Below are 24,523 nucleotides of genomic sequence, written 5' to 3'. Positions count from 1 at the left end.
ACATGGGGATTGTTTATGTTTGGTAAAAATATACGGATTTCAATAAGTTTATATCTGCTTCTGGTTTTATTTTGTGGAATGCAGATTGTGTCTAGCGGCGTGTCTGTCGGAATTGTGGTGAGTGAATTAAACGCATTAGAACGCGTCGATTTAGGTTCTAAAAAACGCGCGTTACTTGAAGAAACCAATAAACATTTAATTCAAGCTCGTAATAGTTTGACTCAAATTGCTCTGCTGAGCAAAGTGGGTGGCAATGAGTCATTAATGGAAGAAACTCACTCAACGTTTGATAAATTGCTTGCGGCAGCAGAGAAAGATTATGCAACATTTAAAGCATTGCCTATTCTTACCGACAAAGAAAATTTAGGCGCTCTTGAACAAAAATATCTGGCATTTGTTTTAACACTTAATTCGTTAAAAGATTTTCTCAATAATAATGACTTAGCGTCTTATATTGAATTACCCGCACAAGCACATCAAGATCAGATGTCCGCTGTTATCGATGAGTATTATTCAATCCTTGATACAGAAAATAAAGATGCGTTAGATGATGCCATTTTCTATAACAACTTTGCTTGGAGTTCATTTGCCAGTGTCATTGTTATCATCATTATTATTTGCACTTTTGCACATTATTGGATGAAACGGAAATTACTTCAGCCACTGAAAAGTATGAATGAACATTTTGCAAAAGTCGCGGAAGGTAAGCTCAATCAGCATATTGAAGTGACAACGCGTGATGAAATCGGCGAAGTTTTTGAACAATTAAAATTGATGCAGCAATCACTGGCCACATCGGTCACTGCATTGCGCTCGAATACCGACCAAATGTACACGGGGATCCGTGAAATTTCGTTAGGTAATAACAATTTATCATCTCGTACAGAGCAACAAGCGGCATCGCTAGAAGAAACCGCAGCGAGTATGGAAGAGTTAACGGCAACCGTTAAACAAAACGCAGATAATGCCCGTCAAGCCAGCGAATTAGCTGTCACGGCCTCGAAAACAGCAACAAAAGGCGGCGAAATTACCGGTGATGTCATTGAAACCATGACCGCAATCTCGAATAGTTCGCAGAAAATTAGCGCCATTATTAGCGTGATTGATGGTATTGCATTCCAAACCAATATATTAGCGCTGAATGCAGCCGTCGAAGCGGCTCGGGCTGGCGAACAAGGTCGCGGATTTTCAGTGGTTGCAGGCGAAGTTCGTGCCTTAGCACAACGTAGTGCAGAAGCGGCTAAAGAGATTAAAAGCTTGATTGATGAGTCAGTTGGTCGAGTTAGTCAAGGTTCTCAATTGGTTAATGATGCAGGACAAACGATGACTGAACTCGTTGCTGCTGTTAATCAGGTAACTGAATTAATGGGAAATATCGCATCGGCATCTAATGAACAAAGCCGGGGTATTGAACAAGTTGCTACTGCAGTAAGCCAAATGGACTCAGTCACGCAGCAAAACGCCGCGTTAGTTGAGCAATCAACCAGTGCGACTGCCGCTCTAGAAGATCAAGCCAATAACTTAGTCGATACCGTGGCTTTCTTTGAGTTACCGGACAACCAAACAATCCGCCTCCAACGGTGAGTTTAATTAATTTTGAAGTAATTATTAGGCAGCCAATAAATGGCTGCCTCTGGATTTTTATTGAATAGGACGACAAGTACGATGCTTTTTGTACCACAAATAGAACCACTGACTGATGATGAATTTGGTCGGGTTTGTCGATTTATTTATAAAAAATCAGGCATCGTCCTCACCATGAATAAAAAAAACATGGTCTATAACCGGTTATTAAAACGATTACGTGAATGTCATGTCGACAATTTTTCTGACTACTTACGGATGTTAGAGCGGGAGCCGTCAAATATTGAATGGCAGGCGTTTGTTAATGCATTAACCACCAATTTAACGGCATTTTTTCGTGAACCTCATCATTTTGTCACATTGACCGATTTTGTTCGGTCAAGGCGTAACAGCAATATTAATATTTGGTGCGCAGCATCTTCTACAGGGGAAGAGCCTTATTCCATAGCGATGACGCTAAGTGATGTTCTCGGCCCTAATGCAATTAATGCCAAAGTAGTCGCCAGTGATATTGATACCGAAGTTTTAGAAAAAGCGAAGCAGGGTGTTTACCGCATTGAGGAGCTCAAGTCATTGAGTGCCTTGCAAAGGCAACGTTATTTTATGAAAGGGGTAGGGGAATTCGAAGGTTATGCCCGCGTAAAACCTGCATTGCGCCAAATGATCGAGTTTCGCCATCTCAATCTGAGTGATCCTGATTGGCAGTTACAAAATAGTTTTGATGCCATTTTTTGTCGTAATGTGATGATTTATTTTGATAAAGAAATGCAAATAAAAATGCTTGAGCGTTTTGTTCCATTGCTTAAGCCTGATGGATTGCTGTTTATTGGTCATTCTGAAAATTTATCACAGCTAACCCAAAGCTTTGTGATTAAAGGTCAAACCGTCTACAGCGTACAGGCTGCGAGGAAGCGGTAATGAAAAAAATTAAAGTTCTTTGCGTCGATGACTCTGCACTTATGCGTCAGTTGATGCGTGAAATTATTAACAGTCATGAGGATATGGTGGTAGTTGATACCGCGCCAGACCCTTATGTTGCCCGTGATTTAATTAAACAATTAGAACCGGATGTTATTACGCTAGATGTTGAAATGCCAAGAATGGATGGTATTGATTTTTTAGAAAAATTAATGCGTTTACATCCAATGCCTGTGGTGATGGTTTCAACATTAACCTCGAAAGGTTCTGAGGTGACATTAAAAGCTTTAGAGCTAGGGGCGGTGGATTTTGTCACTAAACCACAAATTGGTATTCGCGAAACCATGATGAGCTACCGAGATATGATCGGTGAGAAAATCCGTGCGGCAGCGATGTCGAAAATTACGATAAAAAGCCGTTTTTCGCGTACAGAAAAAAATGTTACCGAACCAACGACGTTAGCGAAACCGTTGCCACCCTATGTGTGTCAAAGTCGCGTTATTGCGGTTGGTGCATCAACGGGGGGAACGGAGGCAATACGCCAATTTTTAGAAATGTTACCTCGCGAATGTCCTCCTGTGGTGATTACTCAACACATGCCCGCCGGGTTTACGCGTTCATTTGCTGAAAGGCTCAATAAGCTATGTGCTCTAACAGTAAAAGAAGCCGAGCATAACGAGTTGCTGCAAAAAGGGTATGCCTATATTGCGCCGGGTGATTTTCATATGTTGATAGTCGACAAGGGCAAAGGTTCTCAAATTATCTTGCAGCAAAGTGAGCCTGTTAATCGCCATCGACCTTCTGTCGATGTGCTGTTTGATTCAGTCGCTCAATGTGTTGGACGTAAATGTATTGGTGTTCTTCTAACCGGAATGGGGATGGATGGCGCTAAAGGGTTACTTAATTTACGTAAACAAGGCGCGATCACCTACGCCCAAAACGAAAGTAGTTGTGTGGTATTTGGTATGCCACGCGCTGCGATTGAAATGGATGCGGTAGATGAGGTGCAAGATATCACTAAAATCGCCCCAAGTATTCTCGCAAAACTTTCTTCTGTGAGCGTTTAACGGTCACAGAATTTCATCATTGTATTTTGAAGGAGTGGTTATGGCCGCTAAAGATCTCAGTTTTTTGGTTGTTGATGATTTTTCCACAATGCGTCGTATCGTTCGTAACTTATTAAAAGAACTTGGGTTTAATAAAATAGAAGAAGCAGAAGATGGTGTAGATGCATTAGAAAAAATTCGTACAGGCAATATCGATTTTGTTGTTGCAGACTGGAATATGCCAAATATGGATGGCTTAGAGTTACTTAAAACTATCCGTGGCGATGAAGCACTTAAGCATATCCCTGTATTAATGGTAACGGCTGAAGCGAAAAAAGAAAATATCATTGCTGCTGCGCAAGCAGGGGCGAGCGGTTATGTTGTGAAACCCTTTACTGCCGCCATTCTTGAAGAAAAATTGAATAAAGTATTTGAAAAAATGGGGCTGCAATAAGCGCGCTTGCCAAAGGAGATTGTGATGACAGAACCAACATTTATGGGAAGCAATCGCAGCGGTAATGAAGATTTGAAACAAGTCATTACCCGGATTGGAACCTTGATGAGAACACTCAGAGAGAGCATGCGTGAGCTTGGTCTTGAAAAAAGTGTGCAACAAGCGGTAGCGAGCATTCCTGATGGAAAAGACAGGTTGCGCTATATTGCTCAAATGACAGCGCAAGCCGCAGAAAAAACCCTCAATGGCATTGATGTGATCAAACCATTACAAGTGGAAATGAACAAAGATGCCATCGTGTTGCAGCAGCAATGGCAAGACTGTACCGCCGATACTGTTCCCGTAGAATTGCGTCAATCAACACAAGCCTTTTTAGGTCAAGTGATCCAAGACAGTGAAATCACTAAAGCCGAGCTATTAGAAATCATGATGGCGCAGGATTTCCAAGATTTAACGGGTCAAGTGATCAAAAAAATGATGGAAGTAGTTGAAGAAGCTGAAAAACAGCTACTGGCTTTGTTAGTGGAGAATACGCCACCCGAAATGCGTGCTAAGCAGCAAAATGATAGCTTATTAAATGGTCCGCAAATCAATAAAGAAGGTGTGAATGTGATGGCGTCACAATCACAAGTCGATGATTTGCTAGACGAGCTTGGCTTTTAATTGACTATTCCGCTCTTTCTTTGAGTGGTCAGTTTCACCCTAGTCATGTAGCAACCTATGTGGCTAGGGGTATCTTGGTTTACTGTCCTCCTATAACTCAAATTATTTAGATTATTATTGTGCTATTGATCCTTTAAGTTATAAGGACGATATCGTTGTTTATTTTTCCGTCATAACTTTGTCTGTTATCTATTGTTAGGTTTGGTTAATGATAATATAAAAGTCATCATGTATGATTACATTAAGTCATTAATACTCACATGGATGTTTGAGCTAATGTATAGACTTAATGTTATTAACGCTGTACGCAAAGAAATTAAAAAATTACCGAGTGGGTTGCAAGCTGCGATGTTGGATGGTTTAGAGGAGCTTGCCCAATATGGCGTTGCGTTAAAGGAGCCAAGCGTAAGAGATCTAGGACGACATGGGTTAAAAGAGCTAAGGATTAATTCCCAAGAAGGAATTGCTCGAAGTCTGTTTTTTTCGAAAAAGGCAAACAAATATACATTGTATTAACTTATCAAAAAAAGACCCAAAAAACGCCTCAGTCAATTTTAATAGTTGCTGAGCAGCGAATGAAGGCCCTTAAAAGGAGTATAAACAATGAAAAATGATGATTTAGCGCTTGTTTCTCTTGCTGACTTAAAAGCTGAGTTATTGCAAGATAATGAGGTTCAACAGCGTTATCTTGAATTACAGGTACGTAAAGCTTTAATTTATGATCTCAAGTCAGCACGTATTGCCAAAAAATTAACACAATCGCAAGTCGCAGACAGAATGCATACGCAAAAGCAGAATGTATCTCGTCTAGAACAAGGCGAATTTGATCCTAAACTCGGTACATTATTAAAATATGCAGAGGCTGTGGGTGGCCGGATTACTGTCGATTTTTCTCAAAAATAAGTTAATACAAACAAAATTTGTTTTATTAAAAAATCGCTGACGATTCAGGATAGGTCAATCATGTTGATAAACAACGACAACTTCATTACCAAGCGCTTGTTCAAACGCTGCAATAAAATCATCCTGCATCTCCCAATTGTGAAAACTAAAACCTAGATTGCCGAAAGCCCACTGAGGGTCGAACCGCCAATCTGATAGTGGGGCGGTAAAGCCGCAATTAATGCAGCAAAGGCTCTCAGGCTTGCCTTCATACCAATCGGTTACTGTATCACTCCATGCATGACAGCGTTCACTTTGCTCGCTGGTACATTGTGGGCAATAAATTCCAAAGCCGTTACCACCCGCATGAAAAACAGTGCGCTCTGTAACGATGGATAAACAATTTTTTATTGAATCTTCAGGGAGTTGCGTTGGAACTATTTTGCCATCAATAATATAGTTAACAGGTTGTTTGTATTCAGGGGGTGGGCGATAAATAGTTTCGTCGTCTTCAACGGCTTGGAAATCAGGATCAATAATGCCTTGTGATTTTAGCCAACTCAGCATTCTTTGCGCTTCTTTAGGGGCATCTTCTAAACTGATATCCGGGGCAACAAGGTGACAAATATCCATGGTACTAGGCCTCTAAGTAAGATTAGTGAGCGATAAATAATTAAAATCCATCAATTAACAAATCGATGGCTTGTTTGATTTTTTCTCTTTCATTTTTAATATGGATAACTTTTTTTCCTAATACAGATAGAGGTACTGAAGCCATTTGATGGGTCATTAAAATAAAGGCATGGGTATCGATGTATATAATTGGATTTAATCGTTCAGGTAATGGTTTCTGGACAAGTTTACTATCATATAAAGGAATAACGAGACGAGTATTGAGCATATCAATAATATCGCTTTGAATATCAAGTAAATATGGGTACCGGATACGATCGCCACGATTTAGATAAAGGTGATATTGCATTAAAATTCCTTGTACTTATCGGACAGTAATCCATTTTCATCACTTATTCTATTTAACTCATTGAAACCTTCTCTATTTTGTTCTTTCCATTTTAATGCTTCAGCCTTTTTTAGCTCAATAATTAAAGCATTAGATAAAATAGCAGAGAAATTCAATTTAGCGCGTCTAGCTTGTTCATATAACTCAGGTGTCACAGTGACACTAACGGTTTTTTTCATTCTATGCGCTGTAGAGCTCATGGTAACTCCTTTATTACACGTGTTAAAACACGTGTAATGTAGCACGTTTGTGATGAATAGGTGTACTTTACCTTCATTTTTATTTTAGGTATCAGTGCTTCAAAATAGAATTTAATTCCTTGAGAGGCCTTTCGCAAAATGAATGTATATCACCCAATTGCCAAATAACCCCCTCGAAGTGTCCCTATTTTCCTGCATTGAATTTTTGACAGTCTGTCATGCTATAGCGATAACTGGCAATGTGCTTAAATTTTGGAACTCGTGTGTCCGACGAAAGCGATGTAGAAAAAACAGAAGAACCCACCCCCCATAAAAAGCAAAAAGCCAAAGATGATGGGCAGATAGTTCGTTCAAAAGAATTGAATTCGCTGATGATGATGTTAGCGGGTATCAGCTTACTATGGCTTAGTGGTGGACACTTAGCGGATCAACTGCGCCAAACGGTACGCCAAGGCTTTATTTTTGATGGCCATTATTTGCAAAATACAGGTTTGATGATCAGCTATTTAGGCCGTGTCGTGAGCGAAGCGTTGTTTGCTTTATTACCCGTCATTGGTGGATTAGCGCTAGTGGGGATTTCGGCATCGTCTCTTGTGGGTGGGTTAGTTTTTAATAGTAAGTTGATTAAGTTTGATCCGAAAAAACTAGATCCTATCAAAGGGTTAAAACGCATTTTTTCGATGAATGCACTTTCCGAGCTATTTAAAGCTATTTTGAAATGCTTATTTGTTGGGTTGGGCACGTACATTTTTTTATGGCAAAGCTTCCCATCACTGTTGCATTTAGTGATGGAGCCACCAGTGACAGCGCTTGGCAATGCATTGGAGAAGGTTATTTTTGCGGGTTATTTGATTGTTTTTTTGCTGATCCCGATGGTGGCATTTGATGTGTTCTATCAATTTCGTTCTCATTTGAAAAAATTACGCATGAGTCACCAAGAGATTAAGGACGAATTTAAGCAACAAGAGGGTGACCCACACATCAAAGCAAAAATTCGCCAGCAGCAACGGGCAATTGCCCGTAATCGCATGATGGCGGATGTACCAAGTGCAGATGTTATCGTCACCAACCCGACTCACTATGCAGTTGCACTGAAATATGACGATAAAAAAATGGGGGCACCGAAAGTATTAGCTAAAGGTGCAGGCGTGATAGCCCAACGTATTAAAGCGATTGGTGAAGAAAACCGTATTTTACAGTTAGAAGCCCCACCGTTGGCTCGAGCGTTATATCGTCATGCAGAAATAGGACAAAGTATTCCTGTTGCCTTGTACGCAGCGGTAGCAGAAGTTTTAGCATGGGTTTACCAACTGCGCCGTTGGCGTCGTGAAGGTGGACTCAGACCCAAAAAACCGAAAAATTTACCAGTGCCACCGACGCTGGATTTTGTTGGAGATAACAATCGCGATGGCTAATTTGGCTGCACTTTTAAAATTGCCGAAAAGTTTACAGGGTACACAGTGGCAAATACTCGCCGGCCCGATTCTTATCCTATTAATTTTGTCGATGATGGTGTTACCTCTGCCGGCATTTTTATTGGACTTGCTTTTTACCTTTAATATTGCACTTTCTATCATGGTGCTATTAGTGGCGATGTTCACTAAGCGCACCCTTGATTTTGCTGCATTTCCAACCATCTTGCTTTTCGCAACATTACTACGGCTTTCGCTAAATATTGCCTCAACACGAATTATTTTGCTTGATGGCCATACGGGACCGGATGCGGCAGGGAAAGTGGTGGAAGCATTCGGGCACTTTCTCGTCGGCGGTAATTTTGCGATTGGTATTGTGGTATTTATCATCTTGGTTTTAATTAACTTTATGGTTATTACCAAAGGTGCGGGTCGTATTGCCGAGGTTGGAGCGCGCTTTGTCCTTGATGGTATGCCGGGTAAGCAGATGGCGATTGATGCGGATCTCAACGCTGGAATTATCAGTGATGATGAGGCTAAAAAACGCCGCTCAGAAGTAACGCAAGAAGCTGATTTTTATGGCTCTATGGATGGTGCGAGTAAGTTTGTCCGAGGAGATGCGGTTGCCGGGATCATGATCATGGTCATTAACGTAATTGGTGGCCTGATTATTGGTGTTGGACAGCACAATATGTCTCTGGGGGATGCGAGCAGTACTTATACGTTGTTAACCATTGGAGATGGTTTGGTCGCGCAAATTCCTGCGTTGATCATATCAACCGCCGCAGGGGTGATTGTCACTCGAGTTGCCACCGATGAAGACGTCGGCGAGCAGATGGTTAACCAGCTGTTTAATAACCCGCGGGTGATGTGGTTGAGTGCTGGAGTACTTGGGTTAATTGGTTTAATTCCCGGTATGCCCAATTTTGTATTTTTATTGTTTACCGCTGCGTTAGCTGGACTTGGCTGGTATTTGATTCGAAAATCCAAACAACCTGAAAGTACGGGTGATAATAGCCAAGCTCAACACTTTAAAGAAGCCAATAAAGTGGTTGAAGCGACATGGGATGATGTACAGCTGGAAGACTTATTGGCGATGGAAGTGGGATATCGCTTAATTCCATTGGTTGATAATGACCAGCAAGGTGAGCTGTTAGGGCGCTTAAGAGGGCTACGTAAAAAGTTTGCTCAAGAGGTCGGTTATTTACCTCCAGTTGTGCATATCTGCGACAACTTAGCGTTATCCCCTTGTGAATACCGCATTTTAATTAAAGGTGCGGAAGTGGGACGTGGTGAAGCTCAGCCGGGGCGAAGCCTTGCGATTGACCCGGGTAATGCGGCAGGGTCATTAGAAGGGGATGCGACGAAAGAGCCTGCTTTTGGTTTACCTGCGGTTTGGATTGATGATGATTTGCGCGAACAAGCGCAAATTCAAGGCTATACGGTTGTCTCTGCAAGTACCGCCGTGGCGACACATTTCAATCAAATTCTATTGCAAAATTCAAGTTCATTGTTTGGTCGCCAAGAAGCACAAATGTTGTATGACCGGGTGAAAAAAGAGATGCCAAAATTGGCAGATGATTTAATTCCAGACACTATTTCATTAACTATTTTGCATCGTGTTTTACAAAATTTGTTAATGGAAGATGTGGTGATCCGCGATATGCGTACCATTATAGAAACTCTGGCTGAGATGGCAGGAGAAAATGGTGAGCAAAAAGATACCGATTATCTGACGTCTCAAGTCAGGATTGCATTAGGCCGTGCGATCACCCAACAATGGTTTGGAAATTCAGAAGACATTCAAGTTATTGGGTTGGATGCAGGGCTTGAGCAAATTTTACTGCAAGCCGCAAAAAATGGCAGTGGATTAGAGCCGAATCTTGCACAGTTTATTCAAACCCAAGCGGAAGAGGCCGTTGCTCATCAAGAAGCGATGGGCGCGCCGACGGTATTACTAGTTAATCATGGATTAAGGTTGATTTTGTCACGCTTCTTACGCCGCAGTTTGCCACAATTGGTGGTAATGTCGAACCTTGAGCTGAGCGATCGCCGAGAGATTAGGATGACGTCAATGATCAGCGGATCCTAAATTATCCTTTTCACTATGATTTGAATAACAAGGGGACTTTATCGGTCCTCTTTTTGTTGACCGAAGTAGACAAGTTAGAATAAAAGCAAAGGAACCAAAAGCTAAATTTGCTGAGTCTAACTCATTGTTAGCGAGATCTATTCAGCGTATTAAAGTGAGAGTAAGGCGAAATTACCCCAAATCAAGGGGGATTGAAATTTTTTAAACTTGAGGGGAAGGTGGGCACTGATTTCATTTCATCGAAGTTTAAAGGCTATAAAGCCTTTAATACCCTAAATCGAAATTTTTTTACCCAAAACAGGACGTTTTGATTCTAAGCCGTCTGCGCCGTAGGTTGATTGATTATTGTGTTTTTTCACAAAGTTTAGGCGCTCGGAGTTGAGTTCAATATGCAATTGCAGTAGCTGATGATTGCGGTAATTTAGCTCTTTTAGCTCAGTTGTCAGTATTTTTATCGCATCCCAAATACCACTGAGTTCAGGGTTATCCTCATAGGGAGCGGCTAATTGAACTTGCTCTTCAAGCTGTAATCGATGGTTTTCCCCATGTCCAATCGCGGCAACAAGAAAACGTTTTTGCTCAGTCGTTTCCTGAAAAGGAGATGGGGGTACTTGGTGATAACCCAGTAATAACGCTTCATTTTTCATCACGATATGCAATGATTGCAAATGGGATAGTTGTTGTTCGAGTAAGGAAAACAATTCGTCATTCATAATAATTTTATTTCATTAATAACATACATTCATGGGCATCGCGTAAAATGCCATCAGCAATTTTCTCAGCATCCATTTTCAATGTGCCGTCTTTAATCGCTTGCTTAATTTTCTCAACTTTAGCGCTGTCGATATCAGTTGCTTGAGGTTGTAATAATTTTTTTTGCAATTCACTCGGTGCAAATGCGCTTTCTTTGATTGCTTCATTAGCTGAAACTTTTTTATCACGCATCGGGGCTGTCGCATCCTGTGGATCGCGGTTTGTCACCTGAGTCAACGCAGAAATTGCAGATGTTTGCTCAATGGCCATAATGTGTTTTCCTGTTCCCGATAGTTGTCATATAACTGTTATCGGCGGTGGTTAAAATTTCTTTAATATCCCCTGCGAGTATCTCAAATTATTTTAGAGATACTCTGAAAAGTAACTATTAAATTAGTTTTAGAATTAATTTATTTTATTGATTTAATTACTTTAAAGCAACATTAACACTGCCATTTTCTAGTGCTTCACCATTCACAACTTGCCCATTAACTAAGCGTACGCGGATATTGTTACCCGTGACGGCATTATTAATGGCACGACCTTCATATTTGACTGAAAAATTATCTCCGGTAGCAAATACAAATACCGTTTGTCCCGCTTTAATTGCCCAAGGCTTTCTTGTCATGGCATGGGTAAAGGTTTGCCCAGCAGTAATATTGCGTAGCGCGATACCACCGCGTATTGCCATTTTATCAGTTGCAGAGCCTGCCGGTAGCTTATGAAGCAGGCCTTTTTTTGTTCCAATATCGACAAACTCAACCGTCTCACCACGGCTTACATTGCGAGTAGCGACATAATATTGCCCCGTCACATTAACGGTTAGTTGAATAAATTGTTTTTTCTTACCACATTGAACGGGTAAAGAAATATTGCCCATATTTCTTCCACCAATAGGGGGACTAATTTGCGGTTTTTCGCAATTAGGCCAGCGATCAATCGGGGTTTTTATTTCAATTGAAACGGTATTTTGTTTTCCATGAATTTGTCGAAAATATTGATTAATATCCTGTGGTAATGAGGCTGCTACAAGAGTAGGGAATAGGCCAAATAGACTGATTGTCGACAAACAAGTCAGTGTATGAATTCGATGCATATTAAGTGGCCTCCTCGGAAAACAAACTTTTTCACGCTTGCAGTTTACGCACCCTCTGAATAATGAATGAGTCAAATAGGTCAATTATTTTGCCTTTATCCCTCCATTAGATTTTTTATCGAACAGCTAATATATGCCCAAAATGATCCAAGAACCGTTTTACATCCATTGAGGGTAACCATGATTGATAAATTAAATGCCACGTTTGCTTTCCAGCAACAGGCTTTGTCAATAAGAGAGGCAAGGCAGACCGTCTTAGCATCTAACATCGCCAATGCGGATACACCAGGTTATCAGGCACGCGACATTGACTTTAATCGTCAATTACAACAAGCGATGGATAAAGGTGTCGTGAAAGGAAAAGGTATTTCACTGGCAGTGACAGCGAAAGGTCATATCGAAGGTGGTGGTATGAAAGCCCCTAACCTTGACCTTAAATATCGTGTTCCCTACCAAACATCGATGGATGGTAATACCGTTGATATGGATGTAGAACGCAGCCAATTTGCAGACAACACCTTGAAATATCAAGCTGATCTTACATTCATCAATAGCCGCATCAAAAGCATGCTGGCTGTTTTACAGCAAGGGTAATCTTTATGGCCTTACTGAGTATTTTTGATATCTCAGCATCTGCGCTGACAGCTCAATCTCAACGACTAAACGTAAGTGCGAGCAACATGGCGAATGCTGAAAGTGTAGCGGGTCCTGATGGGCAGCCTTATCGTGCTAAACAAGTGGTATTTCAGATGGCACCACAGGGGCGCAATGAAGTGGGTGGTGTTCGTGTTAGCCAACTGATTGAAGACCCAGCGCCACCGCGTATGGAATACAAACCCGGTCATCCTCTTGCAAATGAAAAAGGCTATGTTCAGATGCCAAACGTCGACACGGTAGGCGAAATGATCAACACCATTTCAGCATCACGTAGCTATCAAGCCAACTTAGAAGTGATGAATACAGCAAAAACCTTGCTACAAAAAACATTAACTCTCGGTCAGTAACGGAGACTCGGTATGGGGATTGCAGCCACGATGTACGACCCTTTGGACAATACCACTGCTGGCCCTGCGCCGGCAGCGAGCAATGTACCAAAGAAAAGCCAAAGTGATGATATGCGGGATACTTTATTCAAAATGATTATCACGCAGATGCAAAACCAAGACCCAACCAAGCCAATGGATAATACGGATTTGACCGGTCAGCTAGCGCAAATAGCAACGCTGGAAAGCATGAATAAGCTCAGCGATAGTGTCAGCGGTATTTCTCAGCAAATTGGTTCAGGGCAATCATTACAGACGACTCAATTGGTGGGTAAAGGGGTCTTAATCCCGCGCAACGAGATTGTGTTAGCACCATTGAAAAAAGAAAGCAATGGTGAGCCTAGCAGCATATCTAAGCCATCTAACCCATTACCCGATGAAGGGATCACACCAAACAGCCAAGCCTTAAGTGATAAAGGCGCGATTGAGGGTGAAGAGGGAACGGAAGAGCCGCAAACGGATTATATCTCATCACCGTTTGGTTTCTTTTTACCAAAATTGGCCGACAGCGTTGAAATCACCATCCGAGATAAAAATAGAATGGTGGTACGCACCATCTCTTATGACACTGAAGTTAAACCCGATATTTATGATATGGCATGGGACGGGCGTGATAACAACGGTAATTTAGTTTTAGACACAAAAAGTAAATATTTCTTTGATGTGAAAGCCGTCAGGATGGGGGCTGAAATTGAAGTTACCAAACTAGGCTATACCCGTGTCAATGGCGTTACACCGGGTGCTGACGCGCCTTTATTGGATGTTGGTATTGGGCAGAGTGTGCCCCTTAGCAGCATTTTCAAAGTGTATCCTTCTTCTTAATTTTATACCCCCAATACTCATGGAGAAAATATGTCTTTTTCACAAGCAGTCAGTGGCTTAAATGCAGCTTCCGCGGGGCTAGATTCGATTGGTAATAATATTGCCAACTCCGCAACTAATGGTTTCAAAGGTGCAACAGCTTCCTTTGCTGATATGTTCGCAGGTTCAGGTGTTGGCCTTGGTGTTAACGTTGCTGCGGTCACACAAAACTTCAAAGATGGCCCTATTACACGTACCGATAGAGGGACGGATGTAGCGATTTCTGGCAATGGTTTTTTCCGTGTTCAAGATCAAAATGGCGACGTTTTTTATAGCCGTGATGGTCAATTCCAACGTGATAAAAGTGGTAATTTAGTCAATAACCAAGGCATGGTTGTCACTGGCTACCCTGCAAGTGTGGATGAAAAAGGTAATATCACGGTACAAAGTGGCGGTGTGCCTGCTGGTCTGAATATTCCAACCGATATGATGGATGCGCAAGCGTCTAAACTCGCTAAATTGACCATCAATCTGAATTCAGAAGATAAAATCAGAGATAAACCTTTTGATGTGACCAAACCGGATGACACCGGAAGTTATAATTTTAGCACCACCATGAGTGCGTTTGACAGCCAAGGAAATACCCATGAAATCTCAGTTTATTTTGTGAAAACTGAAGACAACAAATGGACGGCCTATGCGAAAGATGCCGGTGATAAGGAAGCGAAGCTGCTTGGCGAAATGGAGTTTGATGGCAACGGTAAATTGAAAGATGCTGAAAATGCAACATTCCCTTTTGCTTATACCGGGTTAAATGGCGCAAATAACGACACGCTTCAAGTTGATCTTAGTAAGACTCGTCAACAAAAAGTCAGTGAATCTTCGGTTAGTGCTATCGATGTTAATGGTTATCCCGCAGGTGAATACACCACATTCAAAATCGAAGACAACGGTTTAATCGTTGCTAACTATTCCAACCAACAAAAACGCGTCGTGGGCCAAGTTGCGCTATCTGCGTTCGCTAATCCAAATGGCTTAGTTTCTCAAGGCGGTAACGTTTGGGCATCATCCAATGCATCAGGAAACCCAATGGATGGTGTTCCGGGTGTGGGGCAGTTTGGTAAATTAACCAGTGGCGCATTGGAATCGTCGAACGTGGATATGAGCCAAGAACTAATCAGCATGATCGTGATGCAGCGTAATTACCAGTCAAACGCGCAAACCATCAAAACGCAAGATCAGATGTTACAAACACTGGTTAACTTACGATAATCCGAGAAGGTGGCCATGGATCACGTCATTTATACCGCGATGGGTGGAGCGCGTCATGCGCTTGAAAACCAAGCGATTGTTTCGAATAACATTGCCAATGTATCAACGGCAGGTTTTAAAGCGCAGCTTTCTGCGATGCGTGCGGTTCCGATTAATGGGGATACTGCAGCCACTCGCACACTGGTGGTTGCCTCAACGCCGGGTGCAGATATGAGTCCAGGGCCGCTTAACTATACCGGCAAACAGACAGACGTTTCCCTTAACGACAAACACTTCCTTGCGGTTGAATTGGCAGATGGTGCAGAGGCTTATACCCGTAACGGTAATATTCAAATTTCATCGGAAGGTGAATTGATGATTGGTGAGCGTCGCCTACAAGGGGATGGCGGGCCTATCAATGTCCCACCGAATGCAGATTTAACCATCGGCGCAGACGGCACCATTACCGCATTATTGGCAACTGATCCGCCAACAATGTTAGGGCAAATCGGCCGTTTAAAAGTGGTTGAAGCGCAGCCGCAAGATCTTATTCGAGGCGAAGATGGGCTATTTCATTTATCAGCCCAAGCGCAAGCGACTAATGGCAACGTTTTACCTCAAAGCGAACGTGGCATCGTCACTGCGGGGGTGATTGAAGGAAGTAACGTCAATGCCGCCGAAGCGATGGTATCGATGATTGCCAATGCAAGGCATTTTGAAATGCAAATGAAAGTCGTTCGCAGTGCTGATGAAAATGCACAGCGGGCAAACCAACTGCTTGCCGTCAGCTAATTTTCAGTAAGGAATTATTATGATCCGTTCTCTATGGATTGCGAAAACAGGGCTTGATGCTCAACAAACTAACCTTGACGTTATTTCCAATAACTTGGCAAACGTGAGTACCAATGGTTTTAAGCGCCAACGCGCGGTATTTGAAGATTTAATGTACCAAAATATCCGTCAGCCGGGGGCGAATAGCTCAGAACAGACTTCATTGCCATCAGGTTTGCAAATGGGAACCGGGGCGAGACCCGTCTCTACCATGCGAATTCATGCTCAAGGTAATTTGAATCAAACCGGTAATACCACGGATATTGCGATTAAAGGCCAAGGTTTTTTACACGTACAAATGCCAGATGGTACTGATGCCTATACGCGTGATGGTGCTTTACAACCCAATCAAGACGGGCAACTGGTCACGTCTAGCGGTTATCAAATCGTTCCAGCGATTATGATGCCCGATAACGCTAATAGCATCAGTATTGCCCGTGATGGAACCGTGTCTATCACCGTATTTGGTGATAACCAGCCGCAGCAAATTGGGCAAATCACTCTGACAACTTTCATTAATGATGCAGGTCTTGAAAGTATGGGTGAAAACCTCTACATGGAAACCGCGAGTTCAGGCGCGCCTAATGAAAGCGCGCCGGGGACTAATGGTGCCGGTCTGCTTTATCAAAATATGTTAGAGACTTCTAACGTTAATGTTGCCGAAGAATTGGTCAACATGATCCAAACTCAGCGTGCCTATGAAATCAACAGTAAAGCCGTATCGGCATCAGACCAAATGCTTCAACGTCTGACCCAACTGTAATTCGGGGACTTGATAGGAAACCTTAATGAGCGACAACTCACAACGCAGTCAGTTGTGAGTTGACAGTGAGAAGGAACTCTTCGTGATATCAAAACCTATACAGCAGCAAAAGAGTAGCATGATGATTGAAAGCGGCATGGTTCCACAACAGCAAAAAACAGTTTTGCATTCGCGTTCGTTGACGCCTAAACAGACATGGCTGGTGGCCGTTTTGGTGTTAACCACCAGTGGTTGTGCGCAAATAAAATCGCGTCCATTGGTCGACACACAAACAACTGCAATACCCACTGCGCCGACTGCACCGTCCCCGAATGGTGCCATATTTCAAAGTGCGCAGCCTGCTTACTATGGTTATCAACCACTATTTGAAGATAGGCGACCTCGCAACGTTGGTGACATTCTCACCATCAACCTACAAGAAAATGTGAGTGCGAGTAAAAATTCATCAGCGAATGCCAATCGTAGCGGGAAAACAGGTTTCTTGGCGGCGATCCTCCCGGGATTCATGCAAGGATGGATCGGCGGTAAAAATACGGAATTAGATATTAAAGGCACCAGTGATTTCAACGGCAAAGGTGGTGCGAATGCGAACAACACGTTTAAAGGCACCATTACCGTGACAGTTGACCAATTATTGGCGAATGGCAACCTGCATGTTGTCGGTGAAAAGCGGATTGCTATCAATCAAGGCACGGAATCCATTCGTTTTTCAGGGGTTGTTAACCCTCGCACAATTGGTGCGGATAATCACGTGAGCTCAACGCAGGTCGCCGATGCGCGAATTGAATATGTCGGTGATGGTTATATTAATGAATCGCAAAACATGGGCTGGTTACAGCGCTTTTTCTTAAATGTTTCTCCTTATTAAACAAAAGAATAGCCTAGAAAACAAACAAGAAAATAGCTGAGAGAATTCAATGAAAAACACAGTATTAATTCTGCTATCACTACTTTGCATCTTTATAGCACCTGCGCACAGCGAACGTATTAAAGATCTCACTACCGTGCAAGGGGTGCGTGATAACGCATTAATTGGTTATGGCTTAGTGGTTGGGTTGGATGGTACGGGTGACCAAACCATGCAAACACCATTTACTACTCAGAGTCTAAATAACATGCTATCCCAAATGGGGATCACGGTGCCTGCTGGCACCAATATGCAGCTCAAAAACGTTGCGGCGGTAATGGTAACAGCGAAGTTACCGGCTTTTTCTCGTTCAGGTCAGTCCGTTGATATCGTGGTCTCTTCCATGGGTAACGCCAAAAGCTTACGGGGTGGTACGTTATTAATGACCCCACTTAAAGGGGTGGATGGGCAAATTTATGCCATGGCACAAGGCAATATTTTAGTTGGTGGTGTAGGTGCAAGTGGTGGCGGTAGTAGTATTAAAGTCAATCAGCTTAATGGTGGACGTATCACCGGTGGTGCGACAATAGAGCGTGAATTGCCGAGCAATTTTGGCCAAAGTGGGGCTATCAATCTACAACTTAATGACGACAGTTTTACCTTAGCGCAAGATATTACTGACGCGATTAACCGAATGGGCGGCGTGGGCACCGCAACGGCATTGGATTCACGTACCGTTCAATTACTGGTTCCAGCGAATAATCAAGCTCAAGTGCGCTTTTTATCCCGCGTACAAGAACTGAATGTCCGTACCCCAATCGCGGAAGCCAAAGTTATCTTAAATTCACGGACAGGTTCGGTTGTTATCAATCGAAGTGTGACCTTAGAAAGCTGCGCCGTGGCTCATGGTAGTTTAGCGGTCACCGTCGAAAGGCAAACCCAAGTTAGCCAACCAGATACCCCTTTTGCGGGCGGTCAAACGGTGGTGACACGGAATACCAATGTTGGTGTCCGCGATCAGGGTGGTGCACTGCAAAAAGTGAATGCGAGTGCACAACTGAACCAAGTTATTCAAGCACTTAATACATTGGGTGCAACACCGAACGATTTGATGTCAATTTTACAAGCCATGGAAAGTTCTGGGTGTTTACGTGCGAAATTGGAGATCATCTAATGAGTGATATGCAGCTATTGCAAGGCGCGGCGTTTGATTTACAGTCCCTAAGCGGTTTGAAAGGCGAGCTTAACAAAAACGCTGAGCAAGGGCTGCGTCAGGTTACTCAGCAACTTGAAGCAACATTTGTCCAGATGATGCTAAAAAGTATGCGTGAGGCCTTGCCACAAGATGGTCTTTTTTCCAATGACCAAACGCGTATGTTAACCAGTATGTATGACCAACAAATCGCCCAAGATTTATCGCAAAAAGGGTTAGGTTTTGGCGAGATGATGTACCAACAGCTCTCGGGTGAACAGCAACAAAATGATTTACCCACTAAAGCGACGTTCATGCCATTGGATGAAAAAGCGTTGCAATCATTACCCCCTTTTGCGATGGAACAAATGATGCGGCGTTTTGCCCCAATGGGGGATGCGCTATCAGCGCCGTTTCAAAAAATTAAATCCTTATCCCTTAATAGTAGCAATTTTATTGGTCGACTACTCGAACCTGCAAAAGCGGCTAGCCAAAAAAGCGGTATTTCACATTTTTTGATTTTAGCGCAGGCAGCACTGGAAAGTGGCTGGGGGAAACGAGAAATCCTCACCGCAGAAGGCAAAACCAGTCATAACTTATTTGGCATAAAAGCCGGCAAAAGCTGGCAAGGCGCGAGCACCAATATTATGACCACCGAAGTTATCAACGGTAAAACCATTAAAATGCGGGATGATTTTCGGGTTTATGGTTCTTATGAGGAAGCGATCTCAGATTATATCAGCTTATTAACGGACAACCCGCGCTATAAAGGGGTTAAGCAAGCGGCAACCCCAGAAATAGCCGCACGACGTTTACATCAGGCTGGGTATGCAACTGACCCAGGTTATTCGGATAAATTAATTAGTTTGATTAACCAAATTAGAGGGGCGCAACCGATGAATACGTCCGCTTCAAAAGCCGTACAGGCTTACAGTATCGACTTAAATGACATTTTTTGATTCCCATCCTATTTCGGTTAATGGGAATTAGGCGGTACCGTGAATTATTTAAGGTATTAATGGTAGTTAGTACTAAATATTTTTAGCAATTCTCCGATAACTAATTAAGTGAAGAAATTCAGGTTGCTATCGCCAGACGATGAGCACCAAGAATAGGAAAAGCTGATGCTGAACAATGTAATGAATAATGCGCTAAGTGGTGTGAATGCCGCGCAAGGTGGGTTAAGTGTTATTTCTAACAACTTAGCCAACGCCGGTGTGGGCTACTATCACCGCCAAAGTGCTGTTTTCGGGGAGAATCCCGGTACGATGACACCTAATGGCTATTTTGGTAACGGCACTTATTTCAGCCATGTTCGCCGTGAGTTTGATGAGTTTATTAACGCTCAATATAGCCAGTCGCGTGCACGCAGTGGCGATTATGAAGCGTATGTTAAGAACTGTAATAAAGTCGATGATTTGCTTACCAATGATATTGAAGATATTTCAAGTAACATTGGTAGCTTTTTTACTGCATTGGATGCCGCGAGTAGTGATGCCAGCGATAAAACATTAATTGATGTTTTTTTGGGCAAATCGAATGCTTTAGTCAGTCAATTCAAAGAAGCCGATAGACGGCTACAAGAAATGGAACGCGATGTTAATCACCAAATCGAAAATAAGGTGAAAGATATCAATACTTATGCAGAAAAAATTGCCGGTTTAAACCAACAAATTGCACGAGTACGTTCCGTTAGCGGTTCTGAGCCAAATGATTTACTTGATGTGCGTGATCGTCTGGTTAATGAAGTAAATTCCTTGGTTGGCGTTAAAGTTATCGAGCAAAACGGTAACTATAATGTGACCTTTGCCAATGGGTTACCGTTAGTGACTGGGGAAAAGGCTAACCGACTTGAAGCCGTTCCATCATCAAAAGATGACAGCCGTTTTAGTATCGGTTTTGTCGGTGCAAACGGTCAGGCACGTGAAATTCCCGATGAATCATTTCGTGGCGGTGAGCTAAGCGGTATTTTGCGATCACGCCAAGAAGTGATTGATCCGGCTTATCAGCAGTTGAACAAACTTGCACTGGTGTTTGCTACAAAATTCAACGAAGTACATAGCAAAGGTTTTGACGCGAACGGCAATACCGGTAAAGACTTTTTTGAAATTGGTAAAGGTAATGTTGTTAGTAATACCTTTAACCAAGGAAAAGCAGATTTTGATCTAAGCTATAGCGATGTTTCTAACGTCACAGGTAAAAACTACGAAATGCGCTTTGATGGCAATGAGTGGAATGTGACTCGCTTACCTGAAGGTACAAAGGTAACCGTGGATAGTGCAACGGCAGATACATTAAAGTTTGATGGCATTGAAATTAAAATCAGTAATAGCACGGTGGCAAAAGGGGATTCATTTGTTGTAAAACCGGTTAGCGGTGTGATCAACGGAATGAATACCATTGTGAGTGATGCGGCTGCTTTTGCTGCGGCAGGTAGCAAAGATAGCGGGCCTGGTGACAATGAAAATTTAAAAGAGATGGTTAAACTGCAAGATCAAAAATTGATTGATGGCGGCTCTACTTTCTCAGATTTCTATGCATCACTGGTTAATGATGTCGGTAGCAAAACGAAGCAAGCGCAAATTGATTCTGAAACACAAAATAAAATGACAGAAAGTTTTTATGAACAAGAACAAGCAATTTCTGGCGTAAATATGAATGAAGAAAGTATTCAGATGCAAAAAATTCAACAGTTTTTTAATGCCAATGCACAAGTTTTAAAAACGGTAGATGATTTATTCAATGCATTGATGCGTGCGTTCTAATTTATTCACCATACTTCAAGTCGCGTAATTTAAATGCACTTGAAGTATGACGAGTATGGCGATTAAGGAAGGGTTTAGTTATGCGTTTAAGTACCAATATGATTTACCACCAACGCTTGCAAGATATGAATAATGCACAGTCGCGTTGGATGGATGCAGGTAGCCAACTCGCATCGGGTAAACGAGTGAGTAAGCCATCCGATGATCCGCAAGCGTCATCCCAAGCGGTGCGGATCAGCCAGTCTGAAAATCGTAATCAGCAATATGTTTCAAGCCGTGGTTTTGCAAAAACCGGTATGACACTGCAAATGAGCATCTTGTCACAAATGACCGATGTAACAACGCAAATTGATACCACGATTATTCAAGCTTCAAGCCAAGGTGGTTTAAGTGATAAAGACCGTAATTCACTAGCGGAGCAATTAACGGGTCTTAAAGATCAGCTCGTAGCGTTGGGTAATACCACTGATGGTAACGGGCGTTATATTTTTGCCGGGTTTAAATCGGATAAACCGCCTTTTGAAATTGATGCGAATGGCGAAGTGGTTTATCACGGTGGCGACAAACCCATCACCCAAAATGTCTCTAGTGACCGTGAAATGATCGCTTATTTTACGGGTGCTCAAGTTTTTGAAACAGATAGCAATAATGTTGTGAATGTTTTCAAATCACTGAATGAAGGGATTAAAGCCCTGAAAATGCCACAGGAAAATGCATCGAAAGATGAGGTGGATGCTGCGCAAGCCGCAATAGGGAACGCTAATAGTGCGATTAAATTAGCATTGGATCAGGTTTCTAATATTGAAGCAAAACAAGGTCTCCAGTTACAAGAAATCGATAAGTTAGATTTTTTGGCAGACACACGCACTATTCAAAACGAACAGCGCAAAAGTGAGTTGTTAAGTACTAACTGGACGGGTACCACCACGGATTACTATAAAGAAAAAGCGATGTTTGAAGCTTCGCAAAGTATTTTTAAAGATTTAAATAGCATGTCGTTATTCGGCGGTCGCTAGTAAAATTCGCCGTATCTAGAAATTTAATGACAAACTTTCAAGGTACGGCAATTTTTTATTTTTTTTCCTTCCTTCCTTCCATAACTTCCAGTCATTACTCATTTTTATTGTTTTTAATAAGAAATACAATAAAGTCATTCAGTTTCAGTTACATTAAATGAGTGGTTATTTACAGTGTTAATTATTTATTGACTATATTAGTTCGTGATTTGTAATTTCATACCTTACTTTTAATTGTTGGAAATGTTTATAAAGCTAACTGTATCTTATATATATTATTACGTAATTAAAATTATAATTTTTTTAAAAATAAATCGTTAAATAAAATAAAACCAAGTTAATTATAAGTTCATATATTTGCAATTCAATGATAAATAATGAATTAATTTAAGCTTCAACTTTTTGAAGATGAATTATTATCATCTTGACTTTATGTGAAAAACAGCCAGAATCAATAAGTATTAAACGTAAAGGTTAAATGTATTTGTAATGATTAAAAATCAAATGTAATAGTTTCTCAGGGTTTTATTTCAAATTGATATTATTATTGATTTGAAATCATAAATGAAAGTGGGTGCAAGATTGATTTAGCGTTTTTTGGTTTGTTAATTTTAAACCTCACATGTATTTGTTGATAAAAACATTAAAAATAAGAATGATTTCATTCATGAATGTTAATGAGTGCTCATGAAACTAAATTTAAATATATAGCTTCAATAGAAGATAGATTCATTTATTAATTTTAGCCGTGTTTTTAACTATTTAATTATTAAGAGGAATAAATATATGTTAAAGAATGATACTTCTATATCTGAAAATGAAAGTGCGGCCATCTATTTATTAGAGCAAGCAATGGGGATTACATTCCAAGCATCACTACGAGCAGCTACACTTTTAGGTATTGCTGATAAGCTAAAAAATGGTGCGAAAACGATTGATGAACTCGCAAAAGAAACTGATGTGAATCCTAAGCAACTTTTCAGAGTTATGCGGATGTTGGCCGCCAAAGATATCTTTGCGCAAACCAGTGACGGTAAATTTGAGTTAACCCCCGCAGCTGAATTTCTTCGTACCGATCAATTCCATTCATTACATGATGCCGTGTTAATGCTAACGGATAAAACATTTTGGGAACCCTTAGGTGACCTGATTCATAGCTTACGTAGCGATACTCCTTTTAAAGATATGTTTGGAGAATCGTTTTATGAATATTGGGCCGACAAAAAAAATTATAAAGATAATTATAGTTTCCATACAGGCATGTCTTCAATGTCTACAATTGAAAACTACTTTTTAACGAAAAAATATGAATTTACAGATAATTCAACCGTCGTCGATATTGCAGGAGGTATGGGCGGGCTACTGCTAACCGTTTTACAAAGTAACGAGACTTTACATGGCATATTGTTCGATCAACCTGAAATTTTGAAAAAACATCGACTTGGTGATTTAGAAAATCCCAATAGGTGGAAAACTCAAGCAGGTAGCTTCTTCGAATCATGCCCAGAGGCCGATTTCTATTTATTGAAATACATTACTATGGATTGGCCCACTGATCAGGCACGAAAAATATTACAAACTTGCCGTAACTCAATGCATGACAACTCTAAATTGCTAATTTTAGAACCTATTATTCCGGCAGGTAACCGTTGGCATGGCGGTAATTTGATTGACCTATTACTCTTAGCAAGTTTTGATGGCGGACAAACTCGCAGCGAAGAGGAATTGAAAGAATTACTTGATAGCGCCGACTTAAAACTCAATCGAATTATTGATACTGGCTGTTATGTTTCTATTGCCGAGGCTATTCCTAAATCAAAAGCGAAATAACCTGCAAAATGTTTAGATAAAACCGTAATACACATATCTGTATTATTCATTTATCTCTTTAAT

The 24,523-nt window shown here is 41.5% G+C and carries 26 protein-coding genes and 1 pseudogene; 21 read left to right on the top strand and 6 right to left on the bottom strand.

Features of this window, described 5'->3' with window-relative positions; translation table 11 throughout:
* Positions 1 to 15 precede the first annotated feature (15 nt).
* From M998_RS03970 to M998_RS03940, 7 genes and pseudogenes are all read left to right on the top strand, one after another.
* On the top strand, positions 16 to 1,584 hold the full coding sequence (locus M998_RS03970; RefSeq protein WP_068907672.1) for a methyl-accepting chemotaxis protein: 1,569 nt from the start codon (positions 16 to 18) through the stop codon (positions 1,582 to 1,584).
* Between the two features lie 81 nt (positions 1,585 to 1,665).
* Positions 1,666 to 2,502, top strand: coding sequence for a CheR family methyltransferase (locus M998_RS03965; protein WP_068446439.1), 837 nt, complete (start codon positions 1,666 to 1,668; stop codon positions 2,500 to 2,502).
* Positions 2,502 to 3,569: a protein-glutamate methylesterase/protein-glutamine glutaminase gene (locus tag M998_RS03960; RefSeq protein WP_068442570.1), complete on the top strand. Its 1,068-nt coding sequence runs from the start codon at positions 2,502 to 2,504 to the stop codon at positions 3,567 to 3,569. The genes M998_RS03965 and M998_RS03960 overlap by 1 nt, the downstream gene beginning before the upstream one ends.
* Positions 3,570 to 3,609: 40 nt before the next feature.
* Entirely contained in the window at positions 3,610 to 4,002 is a 393-nt protein-coding gene (cheY, locus tag M998_RS03955) for a chemotaxis response regulator CheY (protein ID WP_068442573.1), read from the top strand.
* A 24-nt stretch (positions 4,003 to 4,026) separates the two neighbouring features.
* Positions 4,027 to 4,665, top strand: a complete 639-nt coding sequence (locus tag M998_RS03950) for a protein phosphatase CheZ (RefSeq protein WP_068442576.1) — start codon at positions 4,027 to 4,029, stop codon at positions 4,663 to 4,665.
* A gap of 228 nt (positions 4,666 to 4,893) precedes the next feature.
* Positions 4,894 to 5,279: pseudogene (locus tag M998_RS20155) on the top strand (type II toxin-antitoxin system RelE/ParE family toxin).
* The gene (locus M998_RS03940; RefSeq protein ID WP_068442579.1) at positions 5,269 to 5,568 is read left to right on the top strand and encodes a helix-turn-helix transcriptional regulator; all 300 of its coding nucleotides are present in this window, start codon (positions 5,269 to 5,271) and stop codon (positions 5,566 to 5,568) included. Before M998_RS20155 ends, M998_RS03940 begins: the two are co-directional and overlap by 11 nt.
* Positions 5,569 to 5,622: 54 nt before the next feature.
* Here M998_RS03940 and M998_RS03935 read toward each other — a convergent pair whose 3' ends face one another.
* Genes M998_RS03935 through M998_RS03925 form a run of 3 tightly spaced genes read right to left on the bottom strand, consistent with a single transcriptional unit; the run spans position 5,623 to position 6,768 of the window.
* Positions 5,623 to 6,180, bottom strand: a complete 558-nt coding sequence (locus tag M998_RS03935; RefSeq protein ID WP_068907669.1) for a hypothetical protein — start codon at positions 6,178 to 6,180, stop codon at positions 5,623 to 5,625.
* A gap of 40 nt (positions 6,181 to 6,220) precedes the next feature.
* Positions 6,221 to 6,529 carry a CcdB family protein gene (locus M998_RS03930; RefSeq protein ID WP_068907667.1) on the bottom strand — a complete coding sequence of 103 codons (309 nt, stop codon included), beginning with the start codon at positions 6,527 to 6,529 and terminating at the stop codon, positions 6,221 to 6,223.
* A complete protein-coding gene (locus tag M998_RS03925; RefSeq protein WP_068442587.1) occupies positions 6,529 to 6,768 on the bottom strand; it encodes a type II toxin-antitoxin system CcdA family antitoxin in 240 nt (79 codons plus the stop codon). The genes M998_RS03930 and M998_RS03925 overlap by 1 nt, the downstream gene beginning before the upstream one ends.
* A gap of 263 nt (positions 6,769 to 7,031) precedes the next feature.
* Here M998_RS03925 and flhB point away from each other — a divergent pair, with 263 nt between their 5' ends.
* Positions 7,032 to 8,183, top strand: coding sequence for a flagellar biosynthesis protein FlhB (gene flhB / locus M998_RS03920; protein WP_068442590.1), 1,152 nt, complete (start codon positions 7,032 to 7,034; stop codon positions 8,181 to 8,183).
* A complete protein-coding gene (gene flhA / locus M998_RS03915; RefSeq protein ID WP_068442592.1) occupies positions 8,176 to 10,272 on the top strand; it encodes a flagellar biosynthesis protein FlhA in 2,097 nt (698 codons plus the stop codon). The genes flhB and flhA overlap by 8 nt, the downstream gene beginning before the upstream one ends.
* A 272-nt stretch (positions 10,273 to 10,544) precedes the next feature.
* Here the strand turns inward: flhA and M998_RS03910 are convergent, their stop codons facing one another.
* The 3 genes from M998_RS03910 to flgA all read right to left on the bottom strand — a co-directional run bounded on the left by M998_RS03910 (position 10,545) and on the right by flgA (position 12,121).
* A complete protein-coding gene (locus tag M998_RS03910) occupies positions 10,545 to 10,985 on the bottom strand; it encodes a flagellar protein FlgN (protein ID WP_068442595.1) in 441 nt (146 codons plus the stop codon).
* A gap of 7 nt (positions 10,986 to 10,992) precedes the next feature.
* Positions 10,993 to 11,295, bottom strand: coding sequence for a flagellar biosynthesis anti-sigma factor FlgM (gene flgM / locus M998_RS03905; RefSeq protein WP_068907666.1), 303 nt, complete (start codon positions 11,293 to 11,295; stop codon positions 10,993 to 10,995).
* A gap of 157 nt (positions 11,296 to 11,452) precedes the next feature.
* Complete coding sequence (gene flgA, locus M998_RS03900; protein ID WP_068907664.1) at positions 11,453 to 12,121, bottom strand: flagellar basal body P-ring formation chaperone FlgA; 669 nt, start codon at positions 12,119 to 12,121, stop codon at positions 11,453 to 11,455.
* A gap of 180 nt (positions 12,122 to 12,301) precedes the next feature.
* Here flgA and flgB point away from each other — a divergent pair, with 180 nt between their 5' ends.
* From flgB to M998_RS03840, 12 genes are all read left to right on the top strand, one after another.
* On the top strand, positions 12,302 to 12,715 hold the full coding sequence (gene flgB, locus M998_RS03895) for a flagellar basal body rod protein FlgB (RefSeq protein ID WP_068442604.1): 414 nt from the start codon (positions 12,302 to 12,304) through the stop codon (positions 12,713 to 12,715).
* A 5-nt stretch (positions 12,716 to 12,720) separates the two neighbouring features.
* Positions 12,721 to 13,125 carry a flagellar basal body rod protein FlgC gene (gene flgC, locus M998_RS03890; RefSeq protein ID WP_068442607.1) on the top strand — a complete coding sequence of 135 codons (405 nt, stop codon included), beginning with the start codon at positions 12,721 to 12,723 and terminating at the stop codon, positions 13,123 to 13,125.
* Between the two features lie 12 nt (positions 13,126 to 13,137).
* The gene (locus M998_RS03885) at positions 13,138 to 13,986 is read left to right on the top strand and encodes a flagellar hook assembly protein FlgD (RefSeq protein ID WP_068907662.1); all 849 of its coding nucleotides are present in this window, start codon (positions 13,138 to 13,140) and stop codon (positions 13,984 to 13,986) included.
* Positions 13,987 to 14,016: 30 nt separating this feature from the next.
* Positions 14,017 to 15,237 (top strand): flagellar hook protein FlgE, encoded by a 1,221-nt coding sequence (gene flgE, locus M998_RS03880; RefSeq protein WP_068442614.1) that lies wholly within the window; start codon positions 14,017 to 14,019, stop codon positions 15,235 to 15,237.
* A 15-nt stretch (positions 15,238 to 15,252) separates the two neighbouring features.
* The gene (locus M998_RS03875; RefSeq protein ID WP_068442616.1) at positions 15,253 to 16,008 is read left to right on the top strand and encodes a flagellar basal-body rod protein FlgF; all 756 of its coding nucleotides are present in this window, start codon (positions 15,253 to 15,255) and stop codon (positions 16,006 to 16,008) included.
* Between the two features lie 19 nt (positions 16,009 to 16,027).
* On the top strand, positions 16,028 to 16,810 hold the full coding sequence (gene flgG / locus M998_RS03870; RefSeq protein WP_068442618.1) for a flagellar basal-body rod protein FlgG: 783 nt from the start codon (positions 16,028 to 16,030) through the stop codon (positions 16,808 to 16,810).
* 121 nt (positions 16,811 to 16,931) lie between these two features.
* Complete coding sequence (locus tag M998_RS03865) at positions 16,932 to 17,678, top strand: flagellar basal body L-ring protein FlgH (RefSeq protein ID WP_068442621.1); 747 nt, start codon at positions 16,932 to 16,934, stop codon at positions 17,676 to 17,678.
* 49 nt (positions 17,679 to 17,727) lie between these two features.
* Positions 17,728 to 18,831 carry a flagellar basal body P-ring protein FlgI gene (locus M998_RS03860; protein WP_068907660.1) on the top strand — a complete coding sequence of 368 codons (1,104 nt, stop codon included), beginning with the start codon at positions 17,728 to 17,730 and terminating at the stop codon, positions 18,829 to 18,831.
* Complete coding sequence (gene flgJ / locus M998_RS03855) at positions 18,831 to 19,808, top strand: flagellar assembly peptidoglycan hydrolase FlgJ (RefSeq protein WP_068907658.1); 978 nt, start codon at positions 18,831 to 18,833, stop codon at positions 19,806 to 19,808. The genes M998_RS03860 and flgJ overlap by 1 nt, the downstream gene beginning before the upstream one ends.
* 165 nt (positions 19,809 to 19,973) lie before the next feature.
* On the top strand, positions 19,974 to 21,614 hold the full coding sequence (flgK, locus tag M998_RS03850) for a flagellar hook-associated protein FlgK (protein WP_068907656.1): 1,641 nt from the start codon (positions 19,974 to 19,976) through the stop codon (positions 21,612 to 21,614).
* 80 nt (positions 21,615 to 21,694) lie between these two features.
* Complete coding sequence (gene flgL / locus M998_RS03845) at positions 21,695 to 22,630, top strand: flagellar hook-associated protein FlgL (RefSeq protein WP_068442632.1); 936 nt, start codon at positions 21,695 to 21,697, stop codon at positions 22,628 to 22,630.
* A 786-nt stretch (positions 22,631 to 23,416) separates the two neighbouring features.
* Positions 23,417 to 24,460, top strand: coding sequence for a methyltransferase (locus M998_RS03840; RefSeq protein ID WP_068907654.1), 1,044 nt, complete (start codon positions 23,417 to 23,419; stop codon positions 24,458 to 24,460).
* Positions 24,461 to 24,523 lie beyond the last annotated feature (63 nt).

The organism is Providencia heimbachae ATCC 35613, assembly GCF_001655055.1.
In the GTDB taxonomy this organism is placed as follows: domain Bacteria; phylum Pseudomonadota; class Gammaproteobacteria; order Enterobacterales; family Enterobacteriaceae; genus Providencia; species Providencia heimbachae.
Note: the sequence above shows the minus strand (reverse complement) of the source record. Positions and strands in the feature narration are given on the sequence as shown.

What these genes read in the sequence shown, in the direction of transcription:
- M998_RS03970 (WP_068907672.1), top strand. Translation starts at nt 16, where the DNA reads ATGTTTGGTAAAAATATACGGATTTCAATAAGTTTATATCTGCTTCTG.
- M998_RS03965 (WP_068446439.1), top strand. Translation starts at nt 1,666, where the DNA reads ATGCTTTTTGTACCACAAATAGAACCACTGACTGATGATGAATTTGGT.
- M998_RS03960 (WP_068442570.1), top strand. Translation starts at nt 2,502, where the DNA reads ATGAAAAAAATTAAAGTTCTTTGCGTCGATGACTCTGCACTTATGCGT.
- cheY (WP_068442573.1), top strand. Translation starts at nt 3,610, where the DNA reads ATGGCCGCTAAAGATCTCAGTTTTTTGGTTGTTGATGATTTTTCCACA.
- M998_RS03950 (WP_068442576.1), top strand. Translation starts at nt 4,027, where the DNA reads ATGACAGAACCAACATTTATGGGAAGCAATCGCAGCGGTAATGAAGAT.
- M998_RS03940 (WP_068442579.1), top strand. Translation starts at nt 5,269, where the DNA reads ATGAAAAATGATGATTTAGCGCTTGTTTCTCTTGCTGACTTAAAAGCT.
- M998_RS03935 (WP_068907669.1), bottom strand. Translation starts at nt 6,180, where the DNA reads ATGGATATTTGTCACCTTGTTGCCCCGGATATCAGTTTAGAAGATGCC.
- M998_RS03930 (WP_068907667.1), bottom strand. Translation starts at nt 6,529, where the DNA reads ATGCAATATCACCTTTATCTAAATCGTGGCGATCGTATCCGGTACCCA.
- M998_RS03925 (WP_068442587.1), bottom strand. Translation starts at nt 6,768, where the DNA reads ATGAGCTCTACAGCGCATAGAATGAAAAAAACCGTTAGTGTCACTGTG.
- flhA (WP_068442592.1), top strand. Translation starts at nt 8,176, where the DNA reads ATGGCTAATTTGGCTGCACTTTTAAAATTGCCGAAAAGTTTACAGGGT.
- M998_RS03910 (WP_068442595.1), bottom strand. Translation starts at nt 10,985, where the DNA reads ATGAATGACGAATTGTTTTCCTTACTCGAACAACAACTATCCCATTTG.
- flgM (WP_068907666.1), bottom strand. Translation starts at nt 11,295, where the DNA reads ATGGCCATTGAGCAAACATCTGCAATTTCTGCGTTGACTCAGGTGACA.
- flgA (WP_068907664.1), bottom strand. Translation starts at nt 12,121, where the DNA reads ATGCATCGAATTCATACACTGACTTGTTTGTCGACAATCAGTCTATTT.
- flgB (WP_068442604.1), top strand. Translation starts at nt 12,302, where the DNA reads ATGATTGATAAATTAAATGCCACGTTTGCTTTCCAGCAACAGGCTTTG.
- flgC (WP_068442607.1), top strand. Translation starts at nt 12,721, where the DNA reads ATGGCCTTACTGAGTATTTTTGATATCTCAGCATCTGCGCTGACAGCT.
- M998_RS03885 (WP_068907662.1), top strand. Translation starts at nt 13,138, where the DNA reads ATGGGGATTGCAGCCACGATGTACGACCCTTTGGACAATACCACTGCT.
- flgE (WP_068442614.1), top strand. Translation starts at nt 14,017, where the DNA reads ATGTCTTTTTCACAAGCAGTCAGTGGCTTAAATGCAGCTTCCGCGGGG.
- M998_RS03875 (WP_068442616.1), top strand. Translation starts at nt 15,253, where the DNA reads ATGGATCACGTCATTTATACCGCGATGGGTGGAGCGCGTCATGCGCTT.
- flgG (WP_068442618.1), top strand. Translation starts at nt 16,028, where the DNA reads ATGATCCGTTCTCTATGGATTGCGAAAACAGGGCTTGATGCTCAACAA.
- M998_RS03865 (WP_068442621.1), top strand. Translation starts at nt 16,932, where the DNA reads ATGATTGAAAGCGGCATGGTTCCACAACAGCAAAAAACAGTTTTGCAT.
- M998_RS03860 (WP_068907660.1), top strand. Translation starts at nt 17,728, where the DNA reads ATGAAAAACACAGTATTAATTCTGCTATCACTACTTTGCATCTTTATA.
- flgJ (WP_068907658.1), top strand. Translation starts at nt 18,831, where the DNA reads ATGAGTGATATGCAGCTATTGCAAGGCGCGGCGTTTGATTTACAGTCC.
- flgK (WP_068907656.1), top strand. Translation starts at nt 19,974, where the DNA reads ATGCTGAACAATGTAATGAATAATGCGCTAAGTGGTGTGAATGCCGCG.
- flgL (WP_068442632.1), top strand. Translation starts at nt 21,695, where the DNA reads ATGCGTTTAAGTACCAATATGATTTACCACCAACGCTTGCAAGATATG.
- M998_RS03840 (WP_068907654.1), top strand. Translation starts at nt 23,417, where the DNA reads ATGTTAAAGAATGATACTTCTATATCTGAAAATGAAAGTGCGGCCATC.